Here is a 22,762-nt window from a genome sequence, read left to right on the forward strand (position 1 = left end):
AGAATGCCTGCTGCTCTTGTCTTCTTGTGGTGACATCCTATCTATGCTTGGCAATCGCTTGAGCGGTTCCGGGCCTGTGGATAAGGCTTTTTCCGGGTTTTCTGAGGCTTTTTTGCTAGAAAAGCTTGACGAGAACAAAAAATATGGGAATCACCGTTCGACTTGGAAAGCGGTGAACTGGGTCAAGGGCGGATCGCACAACCATGGCCGGACATATGATGACTTTTGAGCTCTGTCGTCCGTCGCCGGCAATCGTGGTTAATCAGGCATTAAATCTCATCCCGTTAGGTGGGACTAGGTGATTCGAGACGGTCGTATGCGGCGTATCGGCTGCGTGCGGCCGTTCACTGCGGCGAGTTTGAATAGCGTCAGGAAGGCGACGACATAAATGGCAACCAAGGTCAAAGAGAACGAAGAAGCGGAAGTCGAACGCGACGGCGGCACCGACGGCCCTCTTCTCGATCTTTCCGATGACGCGGTCAAGAAGATGATCAAGGCCGCGAAGAAGCGCGGCTATGTGACGATGGACGAGCTGAATGCTGTCCTGCCGTCCGAAGAAGTGACGTCCGAGCAGATCGAAGACACGATGTCGATGCTGTCCGATATGGGCATCAACGTCATCGAGGACGAGGAAGCCGAAGAGGCCGGCGCCAGCGGTGGCGACGACGACGATTCCAGCTCCGACGACGAAAGCGAAGGCGGCGAACTGGCCCCTTCTGGCGGTACCGCCCTTGCGACCGCCAAGAAGAAAGAGCCGACCGACCGTACCGACGATCCGGTGCGCATGTACCTGCGCGAGATGGGCTCGGTGGAGCTTCTGTCGCGCGAAGGCGAAATCGCGATCGCCAAGCGCATCGAGGCCGGCCGCGAAACGATGATCGGCGGTCTCTGTGAGAGCCCGCTGACGTTCCAGGCGCTGATCATCTGGCGTGACGAACTGAACGAAGGCACGACGCTGCTTCGCGAGATCATCGATCTCGAAACGACCTATTCCGGCCCGGAGGCCAAGGCTGCGCCGCAGTTCCAGAGCCCCGAGAAGATCGAGGCCGACCGAAAGGCTGCTGAAGAAAAGGAAAAGACGCGCCGCGTCCGTTCCGGCGACGACGACATCACCAATGTCGGCGGCGAGGGTCTGCCTCCGGAAGAGGAAGAAGAAGACGAAGACGAGTCCAACCTGTCGCTGGCCGCTATGGAAGCGGAACTGCGTCCGCAGGTCATGGAGACGCTCGACATCATCGCCGAGACCTACAAGAAGCTGCGCAAGCTTCAGGACCAGCAGGTCGAGCAGCGGCTTGCTGCCACCGGCACCCTGTCGTCCGCCCAGGAGCGCCGCTACAAGGAACTCAAAGATGAGCTCATCAAGGCCGTCAAGTCTCTGTCGCTGAACCAGAACCGCATCGACGCCCTCGTCGAGCAGCTCTATGACATCAACAAGCGTCTCGTTCAGAACGAAGGTCGCCTGCTGCGTCTGGCTGAATCCTACGGTGTCAAGCGTGACTCGTTCCTTGAGCAGTATCAGGGCGCCGAGCTTGATCCGAACTGGATGAAGTCGATCGGCAATCTGGCCGCACGCGGCTGGAAGGAATTCGCCAAGGGCGAAAATACGACGATCCGCGACATCCGCCAGGAGATCCAGAATCTCGCAACGGAAACCGGCATCTCGATCTCGGAATTCCGCCGCATCGTGCACATGGTGCAGAAGGGCGAACGCGAAGCACGCATCGCCAAGAAGGAAATGGTCGAAGCGAACCTTCGTCTCGTCATCTCCATCGCCAAGAAGTACACGAACCGCGGCCTGCAGTTCCTCGACCTCATTCAGGAAGGCAACATCGGCCTGATGAAGGCGGTCGACAAGTTCGAGTACCGTCGCGGCTACAAGTTCTCGACCTATGCGACATGGTGGATCCGTCAGGCGATCACCCGTTCGATCGCCGACCAGGCCCGCACGATCCGTATTCCGGTGCACATGATCGAAACGATCAACAAGATCGTCCGCACGTCGCGCCAGATGCTGCACGAGATCGGCCGTGAGCCGACGCCGGAAGAACTGGCCGAAAAGCTCGCAATGCCGCTCGAAAAGGTCCGCAAGGTTCTGAAGATCGCCAAGGAGCCGATCTCGCTCGAAACCCCCGTGGGCGACGAAGAAGATTCACACCTCGGCGATTTCATCGAGGACAAGAATGCGCTTCTGCCGATCGACGCGGCCATCCAGGCGAACCTGCGCGAAACGACGACCCGTGTTCTGGCATCGCTGACGCCGCGCGAAGAGCGCGTCCTGCGCATGCGCTTCGGCATCGGCATGAATACCGACCACACGCTCGAAGAAGTCGGTCAGCAGTTCTCGGTCACCCGCGAACGTATCCGTCAGATCGAGGCGAAGGCGCTACGCAAGCTCAAGCATCCGAGCCGCTCCAGAAAGCTCCGCTCGTTCCTGGACAGCTAAGTTTTCACCTTTGACCAAGCGCATCCGAGAGCCGGGCCTTGTGCCCGGCTTTTCCTTTGGCGCGCATCCGCGGACCACGGTGTTCCTTGTTGTCAAATGGGGACAGGAGTAAGGTACGCTCCACGGGGGACAGGACTGACCACAGCGCATGAGCGAAGGTCGCCATAGCCTGTTGCGTAGGGCCGAGACCCTCCGGTGGGAGGTGTGCAATGACCACTTACATCGTGCTTATCAATTGGACGGATCAGGGCATTCGCAACGTTCGCGACTCGACAAAGCGCCTGGACGCGGCAAAGAAGCTGCTTGGCGATATGGGTGGCTCCTTCCAAAATTTTTTCCTGACGATGGGCGATCATGACCTAGTCGCCGTATGCGAGGCACCTGACGATGCCGTGATGGCCCGTTTTAACTTGTCTCTTGGAATGGCCGGCAATGTGCGCACGCGGACATTGAAGGCATTTCCGGAGGCCGCCTATCGCGAGATCATAGGTTCGCTGGGCTGATTTGTCGGGCTGCCGGGCCTGCTGCTGGCAAATATGTGGATCATGTCCTGCGCTGACGCATTGCGTCCGTGGAGCGCGAGGCTTTTTTGTTTTATGGCTTGATGATGCCTTGTTAAAAGGCCACATCGGTAGCGTGGCGTAGGGCATCGTTCGTAGGCATGCAGCAGGTTTCGGCAAAAAAATGGGGAGCATTCGGCTGGGGCATCTTTGCCTCCGTGGTGTTGCACCTTGCCGTCGTCGCCTTCTTTCTCGTGAAGCTGCCCGTGCCTGCTCCCCAGCCGGAGGAGGAAACTGTCAGCGTCGACCTCGTGCCGCCGCCGGAGGAGAAGAAACCCGAGGAAAAGCCGCCGGAACTGAAGATGCCGGAAGAGCCCAAGCCCGAGGAGCCGAAACCGGAGGAGAAGAAGGCAGAAGAAAAGCCGGCCGAGAAGCCTGCGGAACCGCCAAAGGAAGCAAAGGCCGAGCAACCGCCTCCGCCACCACCGCCGCCTCCGGCGGAGGAGGCAAAAGCGCCGGAAGAGAAGCCACCGGAAAAGCCGCCCGAAGCCCAGTCCAAGGAACAGGCTGGCAAGGCGCAGCCCCTGTCGGCGCTGCGCCCAGTGGCGGAATTTGGCGACAAGGATACAGGACCAGAAAAATCGACGGAGGGGGATGCGTCCGTCGCGGGTGTGAAATCGGATACGCCGAAGCCTTCACCAGAGCCCAGGCCGGAACCCCAAGAAGATCAAACGAAGCCAGAGGAAATGGCGGAAGCAGCCAAGGCACCCGAAAGCAAGGAGCCACCCGCCAATCCGGTTCCGGAGGATGTCGAACTCCCGCAGGTCGACCTGGCCGATAACCATGCCGAGAAGAACGGCCCTGCCGCGGGAGCCGAAAGCGAGGCCAAGACGAGCTTCGAGCAGGGAAAACCGCCCAACTCAACAAAGCCCGATGCGACCGCAACCGCCCAGGCGGACAAGCCCATCGAACTGACGGAGGCGAAGACGTTGTTTTCGCAGAAGATGACCAACGATCCGGTGGCGAGAACCGCAATGGGCGATCTGCCGCGGGGTGCCCGTGTGGCGGAGCTTTGCAGCACTGAGCTTCGACAGCAACTGATACATGGATCTCCAGCATATCGGCCAGAAATCCTGCCGTCCTACAGTCTTTCAAAGGGTACAGTCCTTCAAGCCAGCAACGCATTTCGGGCATCTGGTCGGTGGTACGATGTTCGCTTCCGTTGCGAGGTGGACGACGGGGCGACAAAGGTGAAATCCTTCGGCTTTGCTGTAGGCAATCCAGTTCCGAGAAGCGAATGGGCGCGCCGCCGCTTCCCGATGGACTAGCGTTCACAAGTTCGGCACAAGACAGCCGGGATAGCTTTGTCCATCGCCACATGTCGGTGGCGCGTGAAAGGACAATGAGATGTCGAATGAGATCGAGCGCTTCTTCGAATTACACGATGAGGCAACCAAGGCTGCCTTTGTCGAAAATCGCGGGGACGAGCTCACTGACATCCTGGTCGCCGCGCTTGAGGATGTCTTTGCGATTCTTGCCAGCGACGATTTTCGCGAAACGATTCATTGATCCAAGCCAATAAGCATTGATCGCTGACGCGCTCGCGGCGTCCGGCTGACTTGCCGCTGCATTGATTTCAGTCGTCTGGGCTGGCACTATAAGGTGTCACGTCTGGAAGCGTACGCATGGCCCGCAGTCAATTTCGCATGTTCAGGTCGGTCGTTCCCGGCATCGAGGCGGTGGCTGCCGATAGCAACCAAAGCTTCGCGCGCCATACGCATGAGCAATTCGGCATCGGGCTGGTTTCGTCAGGTGCGCAAAAGTCCCTGAGCGGCCGCGGGATGGTTGAGGCGGGTGCCGGCGATATCATCACGGTCAACCCGAACGAAGTGCATGATGGCTCGCCGATCGGCGAGGGGAGGTCGTGGAGGATACTCTACTTCGATCCCGAGATGATCGCTGCCAATGTGTCGGAGATCACGGAGGGACGGCGATCGGCTGTCGAGATTCCGCATCCGGTATTGCACGACAAAGCGATTGCCGCGCACTTCGAGGCAGCCTTTGGGCTGGTGACCAGTTCCGGGGAACCGCGAATGCAGCATGAGGAAGCCATCCTTGAAATCGTCGCGCGTGTCGTTGCGCAGGTCGTGCCGAATGAAGGGCAGGTTGGTCCTCAGTCCATTTCAACCGCGCAGGAAATGATCGACTGCGATCCGACTGCGGCGATCTGTCTATCGGACCTTGCCCGCGCAAGCCGGCTCAGCCGGTTCCAGGTGTTGCGCGGTTTTGCCAAGGCGACCGGCCTGACACCTCATGCCTATCTGGTTCAGCGCCGCATCCATCTTGCCAGGCGCCTGATCGCCGGCGGCGCGCCCTTGGCAGAGGCTGCCCTTGCCAGCGGCTTCGTCGACCAAAGCCATATGACACGGGTGTTCGTCCGGAAATATGGGGTCTCTCCGCGCGCCTATGCAAATGCGGTCGCCTGACCGCGCTGCAATTTCATACAAGATTGCCAGACGTTTTTCGTCTTTCTTCTGCGCAAACGGGAGAAGACGATGCAGCGACATTTGCAAGGTTACCTCTATCTGACTTTGGCGATGATCACAGTGGGCAGCACGGTGATCGCAAGTCGGGTGATTGCTTCAGGCATGCCGCCGTTCACGGCGACAGCTCTGCGCTTTGCCACAGCCTTCCCGTTCTTTGTGCTTTTGATGCGCATGACCCGGACGCGCTTGCCAAACTTGCCGTTTCGGGACTGGATTATCCTCTTCGTTCAAGCCGGGGCGGGTAGCGTTGGCTACACGACTTTGCTGATCTCCGGCCTGAAGCTGACGACCGCCGCCGACGCCGGTGTCATCATCGGGACGCTGCCGGTCGTGGCCGGGGCGCTTTCCGTTGCGGTTCTGGGCGAGCGACCCCATTCATCGATGGTATTGGCGATCGCGCTGGCGGCAACCGGTGTTCTCTTCATTGCTCTTTCGCCCGGCGCAGGCAGTGGATCCCTGCTTGGCAACGCGCTGGTTTTCGGGGCCGTGATCTGTGAAAGCCTGTTCATCCTCCTGAACAAGAACCTCAGTTCATCGATCCCGGCGCTGACACAATCCGCGTTGATGACGGGGATTGGCTTCCTTGTCGCCATGGTCGCGGCACTTTTGGCGGAGGGCGTGCCAAGCGCATTGCCTGCCGGTGCAATGTCGGCGGTGATCTATTACGCGCTGGTGCCGACTGTTGCCGGCTTCATTCTCTGGTATGCGGGGGCGGAGCGTGTGAGTGGGGTTGAGGCCTCGCTTTTCACCGCAGTCGCACCGGTTTCGGCGTTGCTTATGGCCTTCGTGATGCTCGGTGAACCGCTGCATTTCTACCAAGTCGCCGGCGTCGCCTGCGTGCTGGCGGCGGTCGTTGGGCTTGGGTTGTTTCAGCGACGGGCGACGATGGCGAGGTAGAACGTGGCCAAGGCACAATACGATGAGCACAGATTCGCCACTCGGATGCGCGATTCCTTTCGTTTGACCGGCTCATGAAATTCGGCACGTCGGTTCCTATATCTGGTTTCTGGCCGAAAGGAGCTGCCGATGTCTGCGCAACCGATGAAGATACCCGGTCCCGATCATCCAATTACCGTCAGGCCCAATCCGGCGCGCGTCGTCGTAAAGCTCGGCGGTCAGGTCATTGCCGACAGTCGCAACGCGTTGACGCTGCAGGAAGCGTCCTATCCCGCCGTGCAATACATACCGCGCGCTGATGTCGACATGGCGCTTCTGACCCGAAGTGACCACCATACCTATTGCCCCTATAAGGGGGAGGCCTCGTATTTCAACATCGTTTCGGGTGGTGACATCGCCGGGGATGCGATCTGGACCTATGAAAATCCGTATGCTGCGGTCAGCGAGATCAAGGAGCATCTCGCCTTCTACCCCGATCGGGTGGACTCTCTCGAGGAGTTCCCGGGTTAGTGCGGCGCAAGCGCCCATCGAGGTGAGCGCAGCGTTCGATATCGGAACCGCTCGGGCCCTGCACCCCATTGATCGAGATATCTTGCTGCGGAAGCAGTGGCATGCTTGGGAGGAAAAGCAAGGACGGTCCGGCAGGGAAACCGGACCAGTCCCCGTAACTGATCGGAGGTCAATCGGATCAGAAAACGCAATACTGGGCGGCGCCCAAGGCTGATCCAGGGCGCCGGGATTTTGAATTAGAACGCGCGCTGCAGGCGGAAGAAGCCCTTGGTCACTTCGTCGGCGTCGTCCGGATCGGTGTAGTCGACCGTTGCCTTGGCGTAGAGGTTGTCGACAATCTGATAGTCGACGGTGATGCCGACCTTCCAGGCATCGCCCAGACCGTCGAAAGAATCGCCGTGGAAGTTGTCAAGATCAGGGACGTAGTTACCGAAGTACTGGGCCATCGGGGTAATCGTCCACTTGTCGGTAGCCTTGATCGCGTATTCGGCGGCAACCGTCCATTCCGACTGAGAGTAGTAGGAGTTCGGGCCAGACGCATAGATAGCTGCCAGGCCGAGCGTGCCCGGGCCGATATCCGCAAAGAGCATGCCGCGGACAGCGCCTTCTTCGTTGTCGGTGTCGTAGCCGCCGATCACCTGGTAGCTGACTACGCCAGCCTTGCCGCCAACGCCGAAGGCAATGCCGACGTTGTTCGGGTTTTCGCCGGTCTTGAAGTAGCCGTCTTCCAGTTCGTCTACGCTGATGCCGGCGTAGAAGTCACCGTTTTCATACTGGTAGCGGATGGAGTTGTGCAGCGTTTCAAAGCTGGAGAGAACGTCCGGCTCGCCAGAAAGGTCGTCATCCCACCACGAGTAGAACAGACCAGCGCGGAAGCCGGCGATATCGATGTATGCCGAATCCAGAATGGTGCTGGTCGAACTGTTGTCGCCGTTGTTGCGGAAAACGATGACGCCGGTCAGCGGGCCATATTCCGTGTCGCTCTTGGCGGTGAACTGTACCTGGGCGCGTGTGAAGGCGTTCCAGTCGGACGTACCCTTCTCATCCGGACCGCCGTCAACCTGGAAACGAATGTAGCCATTGATCTTGAGGCAGGTTTCGGTGCCGGGGATGTAGAAGTAGCCTGAGCCGTACGCGTCGCAGACGCGGACGTATTCAACCGGCTCGGGTTCTGCTGCAACGATCGCGTCAGCAGCAAAGACCGGCGAGGACGCAGCAGCAAACGCTGCGGCGGAGGTCAACAATGCCATCCGTATATTCATTTGAAATCCATTTCCTTTTCGATTGAACCGCCGCCAGGGGAGATGGGGCCGTTCCGATAGTTTGCCTTTCGGCTGGCGGATCAGCGAACCGCTGAAGCCTTAATTTCATCCTTGATTAAATCTATCAATTCTCCCGGTAGCAAAATCCCTGTTTGCGACAGTTCTTTGATGTGTCGTGTTGTTTTTATGTAACAATATCAAATACTTAATCATACGACTCCTTTGCGCCGCATTTGTGCGGCGCATAGTGATCGTCATGCTGTTCTCAGGGGCTCGCAGGAGCGCGTCTGACGCCATCATTGCAATGGTGCCAAAGGAAATCTCAGCGCAGATAGTCCCGCCGGAGGCCAAATTGAAGGGCACCGATTGGAACGCAGTGTTCCAAATTTGGAACGAATTCTCGTTCCATGCGGTTGGCATTACCCCTTAGTAACGGTAAGCGATAACGGTCGCAGGCCTATCTGAAAGGGGTGCCCGATGCTGAACGCAGAGGGTGTTTTCCAGGATCTAAACGATTTCGTCTATTTTGCCGCAGTCGTTCGTCACAATGGCTTTTCCGCCGCCGGGCGGGTGCTGAACATGCCGAAATCGAAGCTCAGTCGGCACATAACAGCGCTGGAGGCAAGACTCGGCGTCAGGCTACTGGAGCGGACGGTCAATCGATTCCGCGTGACGGAAATCGGACGCGCCTTCTACAATCACTGCGAAAACATACTGCGTGAAGCGGATCGTGCCGCGAAGGCCATCAACGATGCGACCGGCGAACCGCAGGGGCAGATTCGCATAAGCGTGCCTCACGGATTGCTGGATGGCTCGCTTGGCGCCATGATCCCGGCGTTTCTCAACCGTTACCCCAAGGTTCAGCTGCAGATACTCAGTACGGATCGACGGGTCGACATCATCAACGAGCGCCTCGATCTCGCGGTTCGCGCGCAATTGGCCGAAGAGACGGACTCCGAACTGACGATGCGCGTGCTCAGCAAGGTGGATCTGATCCTTGTGGCGAACCAGAACGTTGCAAGTTCGCTGCCGTCCATCGAAGGTGTCGAAAGTCTTGTCGACGCTCCGACGGTGTCGTTTGCCGGGCCGCTGACGGAGTGGCAGGACTGGGACGTCTGGGAGTTCACCGGACCCGATGGCACTCGATACCGGCATCAGCACAAGCCGCGCATGAGCTGCCGCAGCGTCGCGGCCGTGCTGGAAGCGATATACGCCGGGGTAGGGGTCGGGCTTCTGCCCGACCATATCTGCGCCGAGGGAATTCGCGATGGCAGGCTCGTGCGCCTTCTGCCCAATCACCAGATGTCCCAGGCGACGATCTACCTTGTCTTCACCGCAACGCGAGGTCTGCCGACAGCAGTTCGGGCGCTCGTCGATTTTCTCGTAGAGCAGTTCCGCAGCCTGCGCGTCACCACGCAGTGCCAGGAGGCCGAGATACAGGCGAAGGATCGGGCCCGGCTTATCGAGATGTCCAGCGCTCAGCCTGCATAGGCTTCGTCGAGCGCCGCGATATCGATCTTCACCATCTGCATCATCGCGGCCTGCACACGCATGGCCTTTTCCGCGTCCGGATCGTTGAGATAGCGCATCAAAGCGTCGGGTATGATCTGCCAGGAGACGCCGAACCGGTCCTTCAGCCAGCCGCATTGCTGCGGCTTGCCGCTATCGAGCAACCGTTCCCAGTAGTAGTCGACCTCCGCCTGATCCTTGCAACGAACGAAGAATGAGACAGCCTCACTGAACCTGAACTGAGGACCTCCGTTCAGACCCATGAACTGCTGGCCTTCCAGGTCGAACGTCGCGGCAAATGCCTTTCCATCCGGGCCTCGCTTCACCTGCGGGTCCCCGGCGTTGTTGAATATCGCCCTATAAAAGCTGATGGCGTCGTCGAGCTGGTTATCGAACCAAAGGCAAGGTGTGATCTTCTGCATCGGTCGTCCTCCTGGCGCTTAATCTGTGGCAAGGACGCTGAAAGAGGAGGCTTGCCGACAACCGGCAGCGAATTATTCCTGATCGGAAGTTGGCGGCAATTCACTTGCCTATCGCCGATGCTGCCTAATCTTAACTTGAGGAGGGATGTCGGTCCAAGCCAACTCCGTCTGTCCTTGGACTTGCAACAACGTAAAAAGGGAGAAAAACATGTCCTATGTCGATGGGTTCGTCGTGGCCGTACCGCAGAAGAACATTGAGGCGTACAAGGCCTTTTCCGCCACGACCGGCGCAGTATGGAAGTCCTACGGCGCAAAAGAGTTTGTGGAATGCATCGCCGACGACGTGCCGTATGGGGAACTGACCTCGTTTCCGCGCGCTGTGCAGGCGGCGGACGACGAAGTCGTGGTTTTTTCCTGGATCGTTTATGGCTCACGCCAGGAGCGCGATGACATTATGACGAAAGTGATGGCGGACCCTCGTCTTCAAGGCGACGCGTGGAAGTCGATCTTCGATGGCAAGCGGATGATCTTTGGTGGGTTCGTTCCCTTTCTGCAGCTTTGAGCAGCGGGCAGAAGCGGCATTGACATGAGGGCAGCTCAACGCCACGTCTCGTAAAAGAGACGTAAGCGGAATCGTAGCCATGGCCCAGAAGGTCATCAGCATTTCCACCAGAGGCCAGGGCCTATACGAATTTACAGCGCAGGCCGCGTCCTTTGTTCGCGCCAGCGGCGCGGCCGAGGGCCTGCTGACCGTTTTCGTGCGCCACACCTCATGCTCGCTGCTCATTCAAGAAAACGCCGACCCGGACGTCCGCACCGATCTCGATGCGTTCTTTCGCCGACTGGTGCCTCCCGCTTCCGACCCTTCGATGCGCTGGATTGTTCATACCACCGAAGGACCGGACGATATGCCGGCGCATATCAAGGCTGCGTTGACGCAGGTTTCCATCGGCATTCCGGTTGTCGGCGGGCGGCTCGCGCTCGGCACGTGGCAGGGGATCTACCTGTTCGAACACCGCGACCGGCCGCATCGGCGCGAGATCGTGCTGCATCTGAGCGGCTGAACCGGAACTGAACGGCCGGTTCGAAGATCATTCATTTTCAGAGGGTTATGGTCACCACAATCCCGGGTGGGAGATGTAGGCAACCGTTCACAGAGTAGTGTCATGACCCATTTCATCGCCAAGGCTTCGTTTGCCGCCCTTATCGCATTGGCATCGAACCCGTTCGCGGCGCCGACCGCCTCGGCTTCGGAATGGGGACGTGCACCAGCTGTCGATGTCCAATACCGTCCCGCGTATGCCTGCTCGCCCGTGCAAGCTGTCCAGAAGGCACGTTGGACAGGTCTGCGCTACGCGCGCGTCACGAACGTCACGCCGCGGCGTCTGGTCGTTTCCGGCCGCAATTATCGGGGCTGGGACCGGATGGTGTTCGCCAACGTTCGCGGATGCCCCTTGATCCGCCGCTGATTGGCGTCGTCCACAATGGCGCCGTCAGCTTGCCTTGGCCGCGCCATTTTCGCCCTGCTTTGTGCGAATCGCATATGAATGCGCAGATCCGGAAAGGTTGGACCTGACCTTGCCGGTAAGAGTGTATCGAATGGGGAAGGGCTCTGCCGCACCCCGATGGAGAACTTTCGATGATGCAATTTCTGGCCAAGGCGGGGCTTGCGACGCTGCTCGCCGCCGGCACTGTTGCCGGAGCAGCTGCACCGGCATCCGCTCAGGTAGACGTCTACATTGGCGGTGGTCGCCCGCCACCGCCTCCCGGTTACTATCGCCCGCCACCGCCTGACTATGATCGCCCGCGGCCGCGTCCGCGTGGGTGTGACCCGCGGCTCGCAGAAGATATCGCGCGCGACTACGGCTTTCGTCGTGCCCGCGTGGTCGACGTCACGCCTCGCCGCGTGATCGTCGAGGGCTGGACGCGCCGTGGCGCCGATGAAATCAGCTTCGGCAATATCCGCGGCTGCCCGGTCCTGCGCCGCTAACGGTCCCGATCACCAGACTCTGAAAAAAATAGAAATCCGCCTTTGCCAACGTCATTCGGTTCCGGCAAAGGCGGTTTTTTAGCACTTAGGGGATCGCGTGCGCGGCCAATTGAGCTGGTTGCTCCACGTCGCCGGTCTCGTCGGTCGATGTTGCAAGCGGCGCCTGGTTGTCGGCTGAAACGACGGCTCGCGGCAGGGGCGTGCCACGCTTCTTTTCACGCGCCAGCGTCAGCAAACCCGAGCAGATAATGAGAACGATGCCGGCAGCCATTGGCAGGTCGATCGTGTCGTCGAAGATCAGATATCCGAATCCGATCGCCCACAGCATCTGGCTGTACTGAGGAGGGGCGACCAGGCTTGCCGGTGCCAGCCGCGCGGCTGTCATCAGCAGCACGTTACCGGCCGCGCCAAGCAGGCCATAGCTTGCGATGAACAACCACTGGCGCGGGGTTGGAACAACCATCTCCGACAGCATCAGAATGCCACTGACGGCAAGTGTGCCGAGCAAGGCTGCGCCGTACAGCGACAGGCGCTTTTCGGCCGGCCCCATCTTTCGCATGATGACGATCGAGATTGCTGCAGCCAGGCCGCCGATCGCCGCCGCAAGATGACCGACCGACAAATCGCGGAAGCCCGGACGGAGCACGACCAGAACGCCGATGAAGCCGACGATGACGGCGGCCCAGCGCTGCCAGCGTACGTCTTCCCCGAGAAAGATGACGGACAGAATGGTCACGAACGACGGCAGAAGGAACAGCAGACAGAAGGCCTCAGCCATCGGCAGCTTTGTGAATGTGATGATCGAAGCGATTGCTCCGATTGCGCCGCAGACGAACCGCAGCAGCCAAAGCGTGCGGTTCGTGCTTCTGAAGATATCGCGCCAGGTGTCATCTCTGCCTTTGATGAAGGGCAGCGCGGCGCAGCCGAATAGCGCGCCGACGAAGGCGATCTGATAGGCGGGCACCCCGCCATGCAATATCTTGATCGATGCATCGCTGAAGGCAAATACGGCATAGGCGCCAAACGCGACGAGAACACCGCGCAGCGGCGAAGAATGGGCTGTCATGGATTTAGAATCGTCCGCAGGAGAGTCTTTGAACTCTTACGGACCGCCGGCGGCAACGCGAGAGCCGATTGCGAATAGCTGCCATGCACAATCGCAAGCCCGGCTGTCATCATTTATCAGCTCGCATATGCCTCCAGGGGACTTTGCGAGCGCCGTCGGAGGAAATCCACGAGCAGGGGGTGCTGACCTTTCAGGATCTTTCGCTCCGCATCCGCCAGCGTGAACCATTCGGCTCGATCCACTTCTGGAAATTCCACCATCACGCCGGAGCGCGGCGGCCACTCCATCCGGAAGCGATTGCTGGCAGTTGCTTCCAGATCGATGTCGGCCTCGACGGCCCAGGCAACAACGATCTTGCCACCGGGTTGCTTGTATTCCCCGAGATGATGAAAGCTTCCTTCGACGTCGACGCCCAGTTCTTCGCGGGCTTCACGTCTTGCCGCATCAAGTTCATCTTCGTCCTCGTCGACGAGGCCCTTGGGGATCGACCAGGCGCCGATGTCCTTCTTCGCCCAGTAGGGTCCCCCCGGATGAACCAGGAGAACCTCGTAGCCACCATCGTGGAGGCGGTAAATCAGCAGGCCTGCACTTCGCTTCGCCATATCGACTGCATCCTTCTGCTTACGGGGAAGAGCACTGGGCGCGGCTCGCGCCCAGTGCTGTTTTAATTAGGGGTCTGGCGAAGAGCCACGCCGTAGTCGCGGTAAACGCTCAGGCAATCGGTGTAGCTAAGCGAGCCGTTGTCGCCGTAAATGACATGGGCGCTGGATGCGCTGGTCGCCGCTTCTTCCGATACGAAGAGGATCGCCTCGCCAAGCGATTTTCCCGTGATCGGCTCTTCGGTGCCGTCTTCCTGCGTGATGCCTTCAATAATTGCCGCTATCTGGCGGTGGCTGAAAACCGCCCGTCTGTCTTCCGGTGTCATTGTCCTTACCTCTGCTTGAAATCAATGGATCTATCTGCCCAGCCGAAGCGGTTTCATGACTTCTTGCACAGCTCTGCCGAAATAGCTGCTCCGCTCGTCGGAATGCTCTAACAATGAGGGGCGGCAGGCGCTTTACCTAACCGTCGCCCGATATCGCCGTGCGCGCAAACCGCAGCTGCCGGCCGACTTAGGTCGCGATCCGCAACAGGTCGCGACAGGGCACTAGATAGAGTCGGATCATCGACCGACAAGATGGTTGCTGATAACTATCACCATCTAGTGAGATGAAGGTCGATCCTGCTCATCACGATTGCGTTTGGCAATCGGGATGCATGCCCCTATATCGACGCTCACCACGCAAACAGAAGCGACAACGGATATGTTTCAAGCCGCGACCATAAATTCCACCAACAAGGTCGATTTCTACGCGGAGCTTTGCCAGCAGCTTAAGGGCCTGCTGCACGGTGAAAGCGATACGATCGCCAATGCCGCGAATACGTCGGCTCTGATGTTCGAAATGATGGCGGACCTGAACTGGGCAGGCTTCTACTTCCTCAAGTCGGATAGCGAGCTGGTTCTGGGGCCGTTCCAGGGGAAGGCGGCATGCGTCCGCATTGCGGTCGGCCGCGGTGTTTGCGGTACGGCTGTGGAAAAGGGGGCTTCGATCCTCGTCGAGGACGTACATGCGTTTCCCGGGCATATCGCCTGTGACGCCGCGTCGCGTTCGGAACTCGTGGTACCGCTTCATCACGATGGTAAAATTCTTGGCGTCATCGATCTGGACAGCCCGACCGCGTCGCGCTTCGACGCCGAGGATCAGGCCGGCGTCGAAGCTCTGGCCCGGATTTTCGTCGAGGCAAGCTACTGAACCTCTGCGGCTCGGTATCGCTCAAAGCAAAGGGACACGCTCGTGCAAGCGCGTCCCTTCGTTGTTTTCAATGAGAACTAAGCGCTACTGCTTTCGCTTCTTGGCCTCGTCGTCCATCAACTCATACCACATCGCGTTGAGGACGGCGAAGGCGGCGGCCAGAGGCAGGCCGAGGATCCATGCGAAGTACCACATCGTTTTTCTCCTTCAGTAGGCGTGGCCGCTCTTGTCGGTGACCGTCTTCTCGTCGACTTTGCCCCAGAGGACTTTGTAAACCCAGGCGGTGTAGGCGACGATTATCGGCAGGAAAATTAGCGACACGACGAGCATGACGAACAGCGTCGTGTGGCTCGACGAGGCATCCCATACCGTCAGGCTCGACCTCGGGTCGAGTGAGGAGGGCAGGATGAACGGGAACATCGAGAGACCGACGGTCGAGATGATGCCGAAGATCGAGAGCTTGCTGAAGAGCAGGGTAGCGACTTCCCATTTTGCCCGGAGGGCGAGGAAGGCTGCTGCTGCACCAAGGAAGCCGAGGGTCGGCGCAATCAGCATCCACGGGTAGGTGCTATAGTTCGCCAGCCAGGAGCCATCGTGGGTGGCCGTCTTGAGCAGAGGGTTCGACGGGCCGGCCGGGTTGATCTCGCTGGTGATGCTGTAGCCGTTCACTGCGAGCGCCAGGAAGAGGCCACCGAGCGCGAAAAGGATGATGACGGCAAGCGCGGCGAGGCTGCCATAGCTTCTGGCCCGCTCGGCGACCGGCCCGCTTGCTTTCAGGACGAGCCAGGAAGCGCCGTGCATGACGAACATGGCGACCGAGAGCAGGCCACAAAGCAGGGCGTAAGGGTTGAGAAGGCCAAAGAACGAGCCCTCATAGAAGATGCGCATGTCAGCCGGGTCGAAGCGGAACGGCACGCCTTGCAGCACGTTGCCAACGGCGACGCCGAAGATCAGCGACGGTACGAAACCGCCGACGAACAGCGCGAAGTCCCAGTTGTTGCGCCAGCGGGCGCTCTCGCGCTTCGAGCGGTACTTGAAGCCGACCGGGCGCAGGATGAGCGCGAACAGGATCGCGAACATCGCGAGGTAGAAGCCCGAGAACGACACCGCATAAAGCGGCGGCCAGGCGGCGAAAGTAGCGGCCCCGCCAACGATCAGCCAGACCTGGTTTCCTTCCCAGACAGGGCCGATCGTGTTGATGGCGACGCGGCGCTCCGTATCCGTCTTGGCGACGAAAGGCAACAACGTGCCGACGCCGAGATCGAAGCCATCCGTGGCGGCAAAGCCGATCAGGAGTACGCCGAGAAGCAGCCACCAGATCAAGCGCAGGATTTCGTAGTCTATCAGTTCGTGCAGGATCATGACGGGTCACTCCGCAGCGGGAACGAGGGTTTCGGAAATAAGCTCTGCTTGCGGCTCGTCGTCCGGCTCCGGTCCCTTCTGGATGGCTTTGATCATAAGCGTCATCTCGACGATGATGAGCGTTGTATAGAGCGCAGCAAAGCCGACGATGGTCAGCAGAACCGTGCTTGCGCCGAGGCTCGACACCGCCATTGCCGTCGGCAGAACGCCTTCGATAACCCACGGCTGACGGCCGATTTCGGCAACGATCCAGCCTGCTTCGATGGCAATCCAGGGAAGCGGGATCGCGAAAACGGCGATCTTCAGCAGGAATGGGTACTTATCCAGGTGCCGTCGTGCCGAAAGCCAAAAGAAGGTCGCCGTCAGGACGATGAAGAACATGCCGAGCCCGACCATGATGCGGAACGACCAGAAGAGGGTTGGCACATGCGGAATGGTATCATGCGCGGCCTGGGCGATCTGCGCCTCAGTCGCCTGGCGCGGATCGTCAACGTAGCGCTTCAGAAGAAGAGCGTAGCCGAGCTGGTGTCCCAGTTCCTCGAACGAGGTGCGGACCTGAGGCGCGATACCGTCCGGCGTTGCTGCAGCGCGGATCTGCATCAGCGCGTCGTAGGCCTTGATGCCGTCGCGGATGCGGGCTTCCGCCTGCTGCTCGAGCTTGTCGATACCGGGTATCTCCGTCGTCAGCGAACGGGTGCCGATCAAACCCATCACCCAAGGAATGTGAACGGCGAAATGTGTCTCGCGTGCCTCCTGGTCGGGAAAGCCGAAGGCGGTGAAGGCGGCGGGTGCCGGTTCGGTCTCCCACATCGCCTCGATGGCGGCGAGCTTCATCTTCTGGTTTTCGGTTGCGAGGTAGCCGCTTTCGTCACCGAGGACGACGACCGAAAGCGCCGATGCCAGACCGAACGATGCCGCAACCGTCATCGAGCGCTTGGCGATTTCGAGGTGCCGGCCCTTCAGTAGGTACCAGGCCGAGACGCCGAGCACGAAGATCGACGCACAGACATAACCGGCTGAGACGGTATGGACGAACTTCGCCTGGGCGACGGGGTTGAAGACCACGTCGAAGAAACTGGTGATTTCCATGCGCATCGTCTGCGGATTGAGCGCCGAGCCGACCGGGTTCTGCATCCAGCCGTTGGCAACGAGGATCCAGAGCGCCGAGAAGTTGGAGCCGAGCGCCACGCACCATGTCGCCACGAGGTGACCGACCTTCGAAAGCTTGTCCCATCCGAAGAAGAACAGGCCGACGAAGGTTGCCTCAAGGAAGAAGGCCATGAGACCCTCGATGGCCAGCGGGGCGCCGAAGATATCGCCGACATAGTAGCTGTAGTAGCTCCAGTTCATGCCGAACTGGAACTCCATGACGATGCCGGTGGCGACGCCGATCGCAAAGTTGATGCCGAAGAGTACGCCCCAGAACTTCGTCATCTGCCGCCAGACGTGGCGGCCCGTCATGACGTAGACGGTTTCCATGATGGCGAGCAGTACGGAAAGCCCGAGCGTCAAAGGCACGAATAAAAAGTGGTAAAGCGCAGTCAGCGCAAATTGGAAGCGCGATAGCGCGACGATGTCTAGTTCCATTGTCTTTCTCCCACGGTCCCACGGGGTACGAAGGGTTCCGCCAAACCGGATTGCCTGGCGGTCATGTGTGGTTCAGTCCGGTCTCAGCCGGTTCAAAGCCTTTTCGAATGCCGCCTCTCCACGGCGCGAAACGTCTGTGATGCGCCCGTCGTCCATGACTACGATGATGTCCGCGATCGCGGCCTCCCGACGGATATGCGTGGCGATGACGAGCGAGCGTTGCTGCGCCTTTTGCGCCAGACAAAACATGACGTCGCGCGCGGTTGCGCCATCGAGGCCTTCCGTCGGCTCGTCCAGCAGCCACAGCGGCGCGTCGTGCAAAAAGAGGCGGGCGAGGGCGAGGCGGCGCGATTGACCGCCCGAAAGCCCCATGCCGCCTTCGCCAAGCGGCGTGTCGAGGCCGCGCGGTAGTACGACGATATCGTGGAGGAGGCCGGCGGCGGCGAGTGCTTCACGGAGCACTTGGTCGTCGGCGTCAGGTCGTGCCAGTTGGAGGTTGCAGCGCAGGCTGTCCCGGAAAAGCTCCGTGCGTTGGGTCAGCAGCGTGGCGTTGAGACATTCGATGGATCCGTGAGTGGCCCGCATTTCAGTTGCCAGGAGCGAAAGCAGGGTCGATTTGCCGGCGCCACTTGCGCCAATTAGAGCGAGCTTTTCGCCGGCCTTCAGATCGAGGTTAATGTCGCGTAGCACAGGCATTTCCGCGTCATATCCCGCGGTCACTTCGTTCAGGCGAAATGCCACGCCGGGAGCCGATGCAGCATTGCGGTGCGCGCCTGCATATGCCGACAAGCGCGGCGCGATGCGGCCGGCGGCGAGCAAGGTTCGGCCGAGCTCCATTGCACCGCGGCGCAGGGCGCCGAAGGGCTCGACCGCGGCGAAGGTAATCAGCACGCCAAGCGCGGCGACCGGCGGGCTGATCGTGCCTGCTCCGGCCAGGGCTGCAACAGCCAGTAGCGAACCGCTAAGTAGGGCGGTTGACGTAAGCCCGAACCCGAATGTGACACCGGCTTCGATGCGGTTCAGGCGGTCGTCGGCGCCGGCGGCATAGTGATCGGCATCTGCGATCGCCGCACGCCGCGCGTCGAGGCGTCCGGCCATCAGCAAGTCGGTCTGGCCGGCGACGAGATCAATGGTGCGGGCGCGAACGGCCTCGATGCCGTGGGCGCGGCGGCGGGCATGCTTCATGGCCCGGCGTCCGGCGACGAAGGGAATGCCGAGACCGGCGACAAGCAGCACGATGCCGACGGCCAGTCCGAAGAGCGGATGCATCAGCACAAGCGCCACGCTTGCGGCAATCGCCGCAGCGACCGCAACGCCGGCTGGAACCAGCACGCGCAGATAGAGGGAGTCGAGCGCATCGATGTCGCCCGTTAGGCGGAAAAGCAGGCGGGCGGGCCGGCGAGCAAGCTCCCGTGCGGCACCGGGCATTGCCCATCCGCGGAACAGGCGCTCGCGCAGAGCGGCGAGTACGCTGAGCGTCGCGTCATGGGTCGTCAGCCGCTCGCCGTAGCGCGAGGCGGTCCGGCCGAGCGCAAGCAGGCGAATGCCGGCCGACGGCATGAAGACGTCGAAGGTGGCAATCGTTGCTGCCGAAAGTCCGGCGATGCCGGCTGCGGTAATGAACCAGCCGGAGAGGCCGAGCAAAGCAATTCCTGCCGATACCGTGGTCGCGGAGAGCGCTGCCCCGAGGAGCAAACCCCGGCGGCGCTCGGCCAGGAAGAGCTTGACGATCGGCTTGAGGTTGGAAAGCGATGCGCTCATTACTCAGCCGCCTCCCGTGTCGTTTCGGGATCGAGCAGGACGGTCCGGTCCATGCTCGCGGCAAGCCGCGGATCATGGGTTGCGACGACAAGCGTGCGGCCCTTGGCAAGGGCAAGCAGGCTCTCGGTGATCTCGCTTGCGGTTTCAGCATCGAGGTGCGCGGTCGGCTCGTCGGCAAGTACGATGCAGGCTTCCCGATTGCAGGCGGCGCGGGCGATGGCGAGGCGTAGCGCTTCGCCGCCGGAAACTCCCATGCCACCATCGCCAAGCGGACGCAGAGCGTGGTTGCGGGCAAAGCGGCTGAGCTTGGCAAGATCGAGTGCTTCTGTCACGGCCCGCATGGAAACGTCCGGCCGACCGAGCGAAATGTTGCCTGCGATGGTGCCTGCAAACATATGCGGCTTCTGGCCGACCCAGGCAACCTTGGCATGAAGGGTCGGATTGGCCGGCTGTTCGTCGATGGTGACGCTGCCGGTTTTGCAGGTCGCGTGGCCGGCGATCAGTGCGAGGAGGGTGGATTTGCCCGAGCCGCTGGCACCGAGCAGGGCAACGTGCTCGCCGGGATGGATGCGCAGATTGAAGTCGTCGATGGCGGTGTTGCTGTTCTTGCCATAGCGGAAGCTGACATTCTCCAGTCGGATGGCGCCGACTGCTGTTTCGGCTTTGGATGCATCGCTCGCAACGGGCAGCATCAGGCCATCCGCATTCAGCGCATCGATCGCCTTGATCGCAGCTTCGCCGGCGGCGCGGTCATGCCAGACGGCCGAAAGTTCGCGCAGCGGCTCGAAGAAAGCCGGCGCAAGCAGCAGCACGAAGAGGCCGGTCGTCAGATCGAGGCCGCCTGTCCAGGCGCCGAAGCGAATTTCTCCGAGCAGGGAAAAGCCGATATAGACGGCGACCAGCGCGACGCCCAGGGCCGCGAACAGCTCGAGCACGGCCGACGACAGGAAGGCAATCTTCAGCACAGCCATGGTGTGAGCCTTCAGCGAGTGGGCGTCGGCTCTGAGCCTCGTTGCGGTCGCATCGACGGCGTCGAGTGAACGGATGGTCGCCATCCCACGCAGGCGGTCCAGGAGGAAGCCGTTGAGGCCGCCGGTTGCTGCCAGCTGCTTCTCGCTTGCAGCCTGCGCGTGCCAGCCAATCAACGCCATGAAGACGGGGATCAACGGCATGGCGAAAAGGAGAATGAGAGCGGCAATCCAGGAAATCGGGACGACGCAGCCAAGGATGACCATCGGCACGGCACTTGCCTTGAAGCGGGCCGGCTGAAAGCGCGAGAGGCAGGGAACGATCATCTCGGCTTGTTCGCCGATGATGCTTGCGGCTTCGCCGGAGCTCGGTCTTGTGCTGTCGATCGGCGAGCGCCGGGCAAGGGCTGTGACGGCCAGTTCACGCCGCGCCGTCAGTTCGGCGCGTGCTGCGCGAAATGCCATGCGGCCGCCAGCCGCCTCGAGACAGCTTTTCGCTATGCCAAGCAGCGCGATATAGACGGCAAACCACAAGACGTCGTCGAAGCCGCCGCCCTTTGCGATGCGGCCGACTGCGGTGGCGAGAAGTGCCGCCTGCGGGATCCATATGAGCGATGCCAGGGTCTGGACGGCAGCTGCCTTTCGCAAGCCACCTTGTCCGGACACAGTTTTTCCCGGCTTGCCGAAAGCCTGCTTTCCTTTTGCGTCTAAGCAAGCACTCCCCATAGCGCTAACTCTTGTTCGCAGGATTGGGCCGGCGGCTGCGGCCGAGCGAAACGACTCGGTCCTTGGCCTCCAACAGCTTCGTCACTTTCGCACCTAAGGAGAGTAACGTCGCAAGCCGTTCGGTTTCAAGTTGTTTTACGTCCTCATACCAATGCGTTAGCTGTTCGATCAGCGCGTGCATCTCGCTCATACGTTCTTGCGCGTGGCGTTCTGCTTCGCTTGCCGGCCGCTGCATCAGGATTTCCCGCAGCACCGAGAGCGTCGGATCGACCTCGCGCTTCTTGCGCTCTTCCGCCAGCGTCCGCAGGATCTGCCAGACGTCATCGGGTGTGGTGAAGAAGTCGCGCCGGTCATCCGGCTTGTGTTTCAGCAGAACGAGGTTCCAGGTCTGCAGTTCGCGTAGGCTCATCGAGACGTTCGAGCGGGAAATGCCAAGAGCGTCGGTGATCTCCTCGGCGCAGAGCGGCGATGGCGATACGTAGAGCAGGGCGTAGATCTGGCCGACCGTGCGGTTGATGCCCCAGCGCGAGCCCATTTCACCGAAGTGCAGGACGAAGGATTGAGCAAGCGGCGGAAGGTTCATCTCGGTTTCCGTTATATCTGTAATTTCAGAAATTTCTGAAATCACTATAACTGGGTCGGCTCCACGGGCAATTGGCAAATGAGGGCTGCGGCAATTTGGTGTCGCGGCCACAGAAAGCCGCCGCAGCTCGCCCCGGATGACGACACTTTGATTTCAATCAAGAAAACGCTGTTTCTCCAGCGGTGGCCGTAGTCTATGTTTTTGCGCGGAGCTGATTTGATGCGCAAAGACATACATAATTCAGACATACCAGTACGTTGCATGAGCTGTGAGGTTCGCCACAAGGGCATGTGCGGCGCACTCAGCGCCGACGAGTTGCTAGCGCTTTCCGCGCATACCCGCCTGGTCAATCATGAAGCCGGCGATGAGTTGGTCGGCGAGAAGATGCCGGCCGAATCCTACGCCACCGTGATCCGCGGGGTCGTGAAGCTTACGAAGACGCTGGAGGACGGGCGCCAGCAAATCGTCGGCTTGCAGTTCGCGCCTGATCTTCTCGGCAGGCTGAATGCGGACGAGAATGCCGTGTCGGTGGAGGCGGCTTCTGACGTCAATCTCTGTCGCGTTCCGAAGGCTGCGCTGGAGCGCATGGTCAAGAATAACCCGGCGCTTGCCAGACACCTCATGGCACAGACGCTGCGCGAGCTGGACGAAGCGCGGGACTGGATGGTGACGCTCGGACGCAAGACGGCGGCGGAGAAGGTCGCGAGTTTTCTGTTGCTGATCGCGACCCATCTCGATCCCGAGGCTGTCGTCTAATCGCGCGGTAAAATGCAAGCCCTTTTTTGAACATCGAAGCTGTCGTTTGCCGGGAGCAGTGTCGTCTTCGCGGTCGATATT

Annotated in this window: 24 protein-coding genes and 1 pseudogene; 14 read left to right on the plus strand and 11 right to left on the minus strand. The window is 60.3% G+C overall.

Annotated features, from left to right (window positions below; all coding sequences use genetic code 11):
* The first annotated feature begins 388 nt into the window (after positions 1–388).
* From rpoD to FHX09_RS08515, 7 genes are all read left to right on the plus strand, one after another.
* Positions 389–2,443: an RNA polymerase sigma factor RpoD gene (gene rpoD, locus FHX09_RS08485; protein WP_007790109.1), complete on the plus strand. Its 2,055-nt coding sequence runs from the start codon at positions 389–391 to the stop codon at positions 2,441–2,443.
* A gap of 209 nt (positions 2,444–2,652) precedes the next feature.
* A complete protein-coding gene (locus FHX09_RS08490; protein ID WP_007790116.1) occupies positions 2,653–2,946 on the plus strand; it encodes a GYD domain-containing protein in 294 nt (97 codons plus the stop codon).
* Between the two features lie 158 nt (positions 2,947–3,104).
* Complete coding sequence (locus tag FHX09_RS08495) at positions 3,105–4,271, plus strand: DUF930 domain-containing protein (protein ID WP_132588734.1); 1,167 nt, start codon at positions 3,105–3,107, stop codon at positions 4,269–4,271.
* 79 nt (positions 4,272–4,350) lie between these two features.
* On the plus strand, positions 4,351–4,512 hold the full coding sequence (locus FHX09_RS08500; protein ID WP_165933048.1) for a hypothetical protein: 162 nt from the start codon (positions 4,351–4,353) through the stop codon (positions 4,510–4,512).
* A gap of 116 nt (positions 4,513–4,628) precedes the next feature.
* On the plus strand, positions 4,629–5,429 hold the full coding sequence (locus FHX09_RS08505; RefSeq protein WP_184449747.1) for an AraC family transcriptional regulator: 801 nt from the start codon (positions 4,629–4,631) through the stop codon (positions 5,427–5,429).
* 69 nt (positions 5,430–5,498) lie between these two features.
* A complete protein-coding gene (locus tag FHX09_RS08510; protein ID WP_132588732.1) occupies positions 5,499–6,386 on the plus strand; it encodes a DMT family transporter in 888 nt (295 codons plus the stop codon).
* 129 nt (positions 6,387–6,515) lie between these two features.
* Positions 6,516–6,896 carry a DUF427 domain-containing protein gene (locus FHX09_RS08515; protein WP_007790126.1) on the plus strand — a complete coding sequence of 127 codons (381 nt, stop codon included), beginning with the start codon at positions 6,516–6,518 and terminating at the stop codon, positions 6,894–6,896.
* A gap of 236 nt (positions 6,897–7,132) precedes the next feature.
* Here the strand turns inward: FHX09_RS08515 and FHX09_RS08520 are convergent, their stop codons facing one another.
* Complete coding sequence (locus FHX09_RS08520) at positions 7,133–8,158, minus strand: porin (RefSeq protein WP_132588730.1); 1,026 nt, start codon at positions 8,156–8,158, stop codon at positions 7,133–7,135.
* Between the two features lie 477 nt (positions 8,159–8,635).
* On the opposite strand from FHX09_RS08520, the gene FHX09_RS08525 reads away from it, so the two are divergent.
* A complete protein-coding gene (locus tag FHX09_RS08525; protein ID WP_184449749.1) occupies positions 8,636–9,649 on the plus strand; it encodes a LysR substrate-binding domain-containing protein in 1,014 nt (337 codons plus the stop codon).
* Here FHX09_RS08525 and FHX09_RS08530 read toward each other — a convergent pair.
* Entirely contained in the window at positions 9,637–10,089 is a 453-nt protein-coding gene (locus tag FHX09_RS08530) for a VOC family protein (RefSeq protein ID WP_184449751.1), read from the minus strand. The two genes, FHX09_RS08525 and FHX09_RS08530, sit on opposite strands and share 13 nt — an antisense overlap.
* A gap of 208 nt (positions 10,090–10,297) precedes the next feature.
* On the opposite strand from FHX09_RS08530, the gene FHX09_RS08535 reads away from it, so the two are divergent.
* From FHX09_RS08535 to FHX09_RS08550, 4 genes are all read left to right on the plus strand, one after another.
* Complete coding sequence (locus FHX09_RS08535; RefSeq protein ID WP_007790135.1) at positions 10,298–10,651, plus strand: DUF1428 family protein; 354 nt, start codon at positions 10,298–10,300, stop codon at positions 10,649–10,651.
* A gap of 79 nt (positions 10,652–10,730) precedes the next feature.
* The gene (locus FHX09_RS08540; protein ID WP_132588726.1) at positions 10,731–11,153 is read left to right on the plus strand and encodes a secondary thiamine-phosphate synthase enzyme YjbQ; all 423 of its coding nucleotides are present in this window, start codon (positions 10,731–10,733) and stop codon (positions 11,151–11,153) included.
* Between the two features lie 102 nt (positions 11,154–11,255).
* Positions 11,256–11,558: a hypothetical protein gene (locus FHX09_RS08545; protein ID WP_132588725.1), complete on the plus strand. Its 303-nt coding sequence runs from the start codon at positions 11,256–11,258 to the stop codon at positions 11,556–11,558.
* 170 nt (positions 11,559–11,728) lie between these two features.
* The gene (locus FHX09_RS08550) at positions 11,729–12,079 is read left to right on the plus strand and encodes a hypothetical protein (protein ID WP_007790139.1); all 351 of its coding nucleotides are present in this window, start codon (positions 11,729–11,731) and stop codon (positions 12,077–12,079) included.
* Positions 12,080–12,164: 85 nt separating this feature from the next.
* Here FHX09_RS08550 and FHX09_RS08555 read toward each other — a convergent pair whose 3' ends face one another.
* The 3 genes from FHX09_RS08555 to FHX09_RS08565 all read right to left on the minus strand — a co-directional run bounded on the left by FHX09_RS08555 (position 12,165) and on the right by FHX09_RS08565 (position 14,070).
* Entirely contained in the window at positions 12,165–13,145 is a 981-nt protein-coding gene (locus FHX09_RS08555; RefSeq protein WP_184449752.1) for a DMT family transporter, read from the minus strand.
* Positions 13,146–13,261: 116 nt separating this feature from the next.
* Positions 13,262–13,747, minus strand: coding sequence for an NUDIX domain-containing protein (locus tag FHX09_RS08560; protein ID WP_007790141.1), 486 nt, complete (start codon positions 13,745–13,747; stop codon positions 13,262–13,264).
* 62 nt (positions 13,748–13,809) lie between these two features.
* Positions 13,810–14,070, minus strand: a complete 261-nt coding sequence (locus tag FHX09_RS08565; protein WP_132588723.1) for a hypothetical protein — start codon at positions 14,068–14,070, stop codon at positions 13,810–13,812.
* 379 nt (positions 14,071–14,449) lie between these two features.
* Here FHX09_RS08565 and FHX09_RS08570 point away from each other — a divergent pair, with 379 nt between their 5' ends.
* Positions 14,450–14,938, plus strand: coding sequence for a GAF domain-containing protein (locus FHX09_RS08570; RefSeq protein ID WP_132588722.1), 489 nt, complete (start codon positions 14,450–14,452; stop codon positions 14,936–14,938).
* 84 nt (positions 14,939–15,022) lie between these two features.
* On the opposite strand, the gene cydX is transcribed toward FHX09_RS08570, so the two are convergent.
* The 6 genes from cydX to FHX09_RS08600 form a co-directional block, all read right to left on the minus strand.
* Positions 15,023–15,133, minus strand: a complete 111-nt coding sequence (cydX, locus tag FHX09_RS08575; protein ID WP_007790147.1) for a cytochrome bd-I oxidase subunit CydX — start codon at positions 15,131–15,133, stop codon at positions 15,023–15,025.
* A gap of 12 nt (positions 15,134–15,145) precedes the next feature.
* Positions 15,146–16,300, minus strand: a complete 1,155-nt coding sequence (gene cydB, locus FHX09_RS08580; protein WP_132588721.1) for a cytochrome d ubiquinol oxidase subunit II — start codon at positions 16,298–16,300, stop codon at positions 15,146–15,148.
* A 6-nt stretch (positions 16,301–16,306) separates the two neighbouring features.
* A complete protein-coding gene (locus tag FHX09_RS08585; RefSeq protein ID WP_184449754.1) occupies positions 16,307–17,887 on the minus strand; it encodes a cytochrome ubiquinol oxidase subunit I in 1,581 nt (526 codons plus the stop codon).
* A 72-nt stretch (positions 17,888–17,959) separates the two neighbouring features.
* Complete coding sequence (gene cydC, locus FHX09_RS08590) at positions 17,960–19,648, minus strand: thiol reductant ABC exporter subunit CydC (RefSeq protein WP_184449756.1); 1,689 nt, start codon at positions 19,646–19,648, stop codon at positions 17,960–17,962.
* Positions 19,648–21,342 carry a thiol reductant ABC exporter subunit CydD gene (cydD, locus tag FHX09_RS08595; RefSeq protein ID WP_184449758.1) on the minus strand — a complete coding sequence of 565 codons (1,695 nt, stop codon included), beginning with the start codon at positions 21,340–21,342 and terminating at the stop codon, positions 19,648–19,650. Before cydD ends, cydC begins: the two co-directional genes overlap by 1 nt.
* A 4-nt stretch (positions 21,343–21,346) precedes the next feature.
* Positions 21,347–21,925, minus strand: coding sequence for a GbsR/MarR family transcriptional regulator (locus FHX09_RS08600; protein WP_184449760.1), 579 nt, complete (start codon positions 21,923–21,925; stop codon positions 21,347–21,349).
* A gap of 288 nt (positions 21,926–22,213) precedes the next feature.
* Here FHX09_RS08600 and FHX09_RS08605 point away from each other — a divergent pair.
* Positions 22,214–22,669: pseudogene (locus FHX09_RS08605) on the plus strand (Crp/Fnr family transcriptional regulator); the annotation flags it as partial.
* Positions 22,670–22,762 lie beyond the last annotated feature (93 nt).

The sequence above is a fragment of the Rhizobium sp. BK538 genome, from assembly GCF_014197575.1.
In the GTDB taxonomy this organism is placed as follows: Bacteria; Pseudomonadota; Alphaproteobacteria; order Rhizobiales; family Rhizobiaceae; genus Rhizobium.